Here is a 4,810-nt window from a genome sequence, read left to right on the forward strand (position 1 = left end):
CCCGGCCAGCCGCGGGGTACGATTTTCAGTTTCACCTTGCCGGCGGCCCTGCCGCATGATGCAGGGGCGCATACAGCCTGAAGGACACAGCATGGAACCCATTCAAAATGCCACGGTTTATATCGTCGACGACGATGCCAGCGTGCGCGACGCGCTGGCCTGGCTGCTGCGCTCGCGCCGCCTGCTGAGCGAAACCTTCGACAGTGCAGAGGCGTTTGATGCGCGCGTATCCCAGCAATTCGCGGTCAAGTCGCCTTCATGTGTGTTGCTGGATGTACGCATGGCGGGCCTGAGCGGTCTGGCCATGTTCGAGAAGCTGATTGCCTACGGCTTGCTGCCCACGTTGCCGGTGATCTTTTTGACGGGCCATGCGGACGTTCCCACGGCGGTCGACGCGGTCAAGCGCGGCGCTTTTGATTTTTGCGAAAAACCCTTTTCAGACAACGCATTGGTAGACCGCATTGAACAGGCGCTGAACCATTCTGCCGGGGCACTGGCGCAGCACAGCGAGTCGACGGGCCTGCAGGCCCGTCTCGACGGCCTGACAGACCGTGAGCGTGATGTGATGAAGCTGGTGGTGGGTGGGTTGCCCAACAAGCTGGTGGCGGACCAGCTTGACATCAGTGTGCGCACGGTGGAGGTCCACCGTGCCAGGGTTTTTGACAAAATGGGTGTCAAGTCGGCGGTGGAGCTGGCCAACCTGCTGCGTAACCTGTAATTGCAGCGCTGTGCCGGGCTTATTTTTTTTCGGGCTCTGCCGGGATCTCTGAGTGGACCGATTCCTTCAATTCGCCATTTTTACGGCCCGAAAACATCGTCCACCACACAATGAACACCAGCAGCAGCAATGCCCCCAGGGCTTCGAGCAAAAGTAGGGCCATGACATTTCCTTGGATTTCAAAAGAGGCTTCGATGCCTGTGCTGCCGTCAATGCGTTCCATGCGGCTTGTCCCAATTATCGCCATGGCGGCGCTGCTTGCTTCCTGCGCAAGCCCGCCCCGGCCGCCTTCGACCGTCCCGGCGGGCGAGCCCACAGCCCCGGGCGTGCGCGCCGGCGATACCGGCCCATTGCCTGCGCCCATGGTGCAGGGGAAAAGCCGCTGGGTCGCGGTCCGCTGGGCCGAGTTGCCCGGCTTCGAGGAAGACGCGCTGTTTGAGGCCTGGAACGCCTGGCTCAAAAGCTGCGAGCGTCCCGGCCCGGGTTTTGCGCCGCTATGCGGCGAGATCCGGCGCCTTAGCATTGCGTCTGCCGATGAGCAGCGCAACTGGATGGTCAGGCGGCTGCAGCCCTATCGGGTGGAGAGCCTGCAAGGCGTAACCGAGGGGCTGTTGACCAGTTACTACGAGCCTGTGCTCAGGGCCAGCCGGCAGCCCGTTGCGGGTTACGAGGTGCCGCTGTACCGTCCTCCCGCATCGCTGGGCAGCCGCAAACCGTGGTTCTCCCGGCAGGAAATCGACACCCTTGCTGAAGCCAAAGCGGCGCTGCGCGGCCGCGAGATCGCCTGGCTGGCCGACCCGGTTGAGGCGATGTCGCTGCACATACAAGGCTCGGGCCGCCTGAACATCACCGAAGCCGATGGCTCACAGCGTGTCGTGCGTGTGGCCTATGCCGGCTCGAACGAGCAGCCGTTTCGCAGCGTGACCCAGTGGCTGCTGGAGCAGGGCGAAGGCCGCATGACGGCGCCCTGGGTGGAGTCCACCAAGGCATGGGTTGCAAAAAATCCGCAGCGCGCGCAGCAAATGCTCTGGAGCAACCCGCGCTACACTTTTTTCCAGGAGCAGCCGCTGAGTGAACTGGATACCGCCTTTGGACCCAAAGGTGCGCAGGGCGTGGCGCTGACACCGGGCCGTTCCATTGCAGTTGACCCGGGAAGCATTCCCTACGGCACGCCGGTGTGGCTGGCGTCCCGTGGCGGTGCGGCCAACCTGCAGAAGCTGGTGCTGGCGCAGGACACCGGCAGCGCCATCGTGGGTGCGGTCAGGGCCGATTACTTTGCCGGAACCGGCCCCGAAGCCGGCCTGCTGGCGGCACGTGTCAACCAGCCGCTGCGGCTCTGGGTGCTCTGGCCGAAGTGAGTGCTCGAAACGTTGGGCAAGCCTGAAGGAGATTCCATGAAACAACTGTCGGCCCGAACCGGGATGGCCTTGGTGGGGGTGACCGGAGCGCTTGTGCTGGCAGCCTGCGCGGCGGGTGGCGGGCCTTCGTCTACCGCGCAGTACCGCTGCGAACACGGCGCTGACTTCAAGGTGAAATTTGTGGACGACACCGCCGTGCTGGATAGCGCCGGCGGCTCGGACCTGCTGTTTCGTGACGCAGGCGGCCAGGGTGCGCAGCAGACGGTGTACAGCAATCCGCGGATGCGCGCCGAGTTTGGCCTGGGCGCCAGCGGCCGTGAGGCGGTGCTGCGTTATTCCTTGCTGCCGCTGACGTCACGCTGCGTGCGCGACTGATTCCCTGGAAAACCTCTTTGCGTTGTTGTGCGGACCTGCCGTGCCACAATCGTTTCACCGCGATTTGTGGGCGGCTTCTTCTAGCGCACGGAGAGGCGGACTTCTACCCTCATGCCGTCCCGACGGGTCGATTGCCGGCTGTCGGCGATGCCGCTGCTGCTGCCGGCGCTCGCATCGTCCGATTCGGCCACGGTGACCCATTCCCCGAGGCGAACGGTTAGCGAGGTGCTGGTGGACGATGAGGACAGGGGAGCCTGCGGCGACGAGCCTGTGCGGCTGGCCTGCCCCGCGGCCAGTTCCAGCTCCACGCTGTCGCCGCCGTACCAGGTGGGCCTGGCTGAAAAGCCGCTGTTGGCCTCGATGAACACGGTGCCGGCCTGGCGCGCCTGTACCAGCCGCAGCGGCTGGCTGTTGCCCAGGTTGATGTTGGCGTTGCGGCCATTGAGCACCAGCACGCGCTGCACCAGGTCGCGTGAATCGCTGCGCTGGCTGTCCTGGGCTGTGATCTGCGCATTGAGGCCCGAACGGCCCGGTTGCAGCACAACACCGCCTTGTGCGCCGAGGGCGCTCTGGGAGCGCAGGCTGCTGCCGGCCTGCCGCACTTCGATCTGCAGGTTGCGCATGGGTAGTGGCTCTGGATTTGCTCCTGAATTGATAGCGGGTTGCGCTTGCAGGACGGGCGCCAGAGCCATAAAAAGCATAAAGGCCAAAGAGGCGGGGCTGGAAAATGGTTTCATGCGGGGCTCCTTGAAGCGTTGTCTTGCAGGTGTTTCATGCGCTGGCCATTGTGCACAGTGGGAGAGCTTGATGCTATTAAATCAATAGCTGATTGCGCCCGTCGGAAAAGGGTTGCAAGCACTATTTTCTTGAATTTTAGGCTGTAGCTCGCGTCAGATGCCCCAACGGCAGCGCGCTGCTGGCTTTGACTTCGCCCAGCGAAAAACTGGTGTGCAAGTCTTTCACATTGGGCAGGTTGATCAGGTTTTGCAGCGCAAACTTGCTGAAGGCTTCCAGGTCTTGCGCCACCACCTGCAGCTCAAAGGTGCCGGTGCCGCTGATGTAGTGGCAAGAGACGATCTCCGGCAGCTTCTTGATGGCCTCTTCCAGCTGGCGCGTTGCGTCGCCACTGTTGCGGTCAGCGTCCAGCCGGACAAAAGCCAGCACGCCCAGCCCGATCTTGTGACGGTTGATCTCGGCCCGGTAGCCGGTGATGAAGCCGCTTTCTTCCAGCGCCCGCACGCGCCGCCAGCAGGGCGCGGCCGACAGGCCCACGCGGGAGGCGAGTTCCGTGTTCGTCAACCGGGCGTCGAGTTGCAACTCATTCAGGATGGCGATATCAAACTTATCTAATGTTTCCATATTCACAACTTTACAGCAAGATTCTTTCTGGAAGTGCCCTAAATTGGGCAAACAAAGCAAAGACATATCACGGCTGGCGGCATACACTTTGCATGCAACTAGAGGGCGCCCCCTATCCGGGTGTGGCCCTTCTGCCAGCCTGCCCACAAAGCGGTACTAACAAACAGTCCTGGAGACCCACGAACATGAACGCGCCCCTACCTGAACACATCCGCAAAGCGCTAGAGACCGTCACGCTTGACGATAAATATTCTTTAGGCCACGGCCGCGCCTTCATGAGCGGCGTCCAGGCGCTGGTTCGCCTGCCCATGCTGCAGCGCACGCGCGATGCGATCGAGGGGCTGAACACGGCGGGTTTTATCAGCGGCTACCGCGGCTCGCCGCTGGGCGGTTATGACCAGGCCCTGTGGGCTGCCAAAAAGCACCTGGCTGCGCAAAACATCGTGTTCCAGCCCGGCGTCAATGAAGAACTGGGCGCTACGGCAGTCTGGGGCACCCAGCAACTCGACCTGTACCCGCAAAGCAAAAAATTCGACGGCGTATTCGGCATCTGGTACGGCAAGGGMCCGGGCGTGGACCGCTGCTCCGACGTTTTCAAACACGCCAACATGGCCGGCACGGCCAAACACGGCGGCGTGATCGCCATCGCCGGCGATGACCATGTGTCCAAGAGCTCCACCGCCGCGCACCAGAGTGACCACATCTTCAAGGCCTGCGGCCTGCCGGTGTTCTTTCCGTCCAATGTGCAGGACATCCTGGACATGGGCTTGCACGCGTTTGCCATGAGCCGGTTTTCCGGCGTCTGGTCGGGCATGAAAACCATCCAGGAAGTGGTCGAGTCTTCGAGCTCCATCCTGGTCGACCCCGATCGCGTGAAGATCATCATCCCCGAAGATTTCGAGATGCCGCCTGGCGGACTGCACATCCGCTGGCCGGATGCTCCGCTGGAGCAGGAAGCCCGGCTGATGGACTACAAATGGTATGCGGCGCTCGCGTACAT

At 62.5% G+C, this 4,810-nt stretch carries 5 protein-coding genes and 1 pseudogene; 4 read left to right on the forward strand and 2 right to left on the reverse strand.

Annotated features, from left to right (window positions below; translation table 11 throughout):
• Positions 1–91 precede the first annotated feature (91 nt).
• The 3 genes from AC1D1P_RS14460 to AC1D1P_RS14470 all read left to right on the forward strand — a co-directional run bounded on the left by AC1D1P_RS14460 (position 92) and on the right by AC1D1P_RS14470 (position 2,451).
• Positions 92–718 carry a response regulator transcription factor gene (locus AC1D1P_RS14460; protein ID WP_457282424.1) on the forward strand — a complete coding sequence of 209 codons (627 nt, stop codon included), beginning with the start codon at positions 92–94 and terminating at the stop codon, positions 716–718.
• A gap of 110 nt (positions 719–828) precedes the next feature.
• Positions 829–2,076 (forward strand): murein transglycosylase A, encoded by a 1,248-nt coding sequence (mltA, locus tag AC1D1P_RS14465; RefSeq protein ID WP_477670620.1) that lies wholly within the window; start codon positions 829–831, stop codon positions 2,074–2,076.
• Positions 2,077–2,112: 36 nt separating this feature from the next.
• Positions 2,113–2,451 (forward strand): hypothetical protein, encoded by a 339-nt coding sequence (locus AC1D1P_RS14470; protein WP_477670621.1) that lies wholly within the window; start codon positions 2,113–2,115, stop codon positions 2,449–2,451.
• Between the two features lie 80 nt (positions 2,452–2,531).
• Here AC1D1P_RS14470 and AC1D1P_RS14475 read toward each other — a convergent pair whose 3' ends face one another.
• On the reverse strand, positions 2,532–3,188 hold the full coding sequence (locus AC1D1P_RS14475) for a hypothetical protein (RefSeq protein WP_477673467.1): 657 nt from the start codon (positions 3,186–3,188) through the stop codon (positions 2,532–2,534).
• 136 nt (positions 3,189–3,324) lie between these two features.
• Complete coding sequence (locus tag AC1D1P_RS14480; RefSeq protein WP_477670623.1) at positions 3,325–3,810, reverse strand: Lrp/AsnC family transcriptional regulator; 486 nt, start codon at positions 3,808–3,810, stop codon at positions 3,325–3,327.
• Positions 3,811–3,995: 185 nt separating this feature from the next.
• Here AC1D1P_RS14480 and AC1D1P_RS14485 point away from each other — a divergent pair.
• A pseudogene (locus AC1D1P_RS14485) lies at positions 3,996–4,810 on the forward strand (indolepyruvate ferredoxin oxidoreductase family protein); the annotation flags it as partial.

This window comes from Polaromonas sp. P1_E1_2 (assembly GCF_056406035.1).

Coding starts and splice junctions, on each gene's coding strand:
- AC1D1P_RS14460 (WP_457282424.1), top strand. CDS start 92: ATGGAACCCATTCAAAATGCCACGGTTTATATCGTCGACGACGATGCC.
- mltA (WP_477670620.1), top strand. CDS start 829: ATGAACACCAGCAGCAGCAATGCCCCCAGGGCTTCGAGCAAAAGTAGG.
- AC1D1P_RS14470 (WP_477670621.1), top strand. CDS start 2,113: ATGAAACAACTGTCGGCCCGAACCGGGATGGCCTTGGTGGGGGTGACC.
- AC1D1P_RS14475 (WP_477673467.1), bottom strand. CDS start 3,188: ATGAAACCATTTTCCAGCCCCGCCTCTTTGGCCTTTATGCTTTTTATG.
- AC1D1P_RS14480 (WP_477670623.1), bottom strand. CDS start 3,810: ATGGAAACATTAGATAAGTTTGATATCGCCATCCTGAATGAGTTGCAA.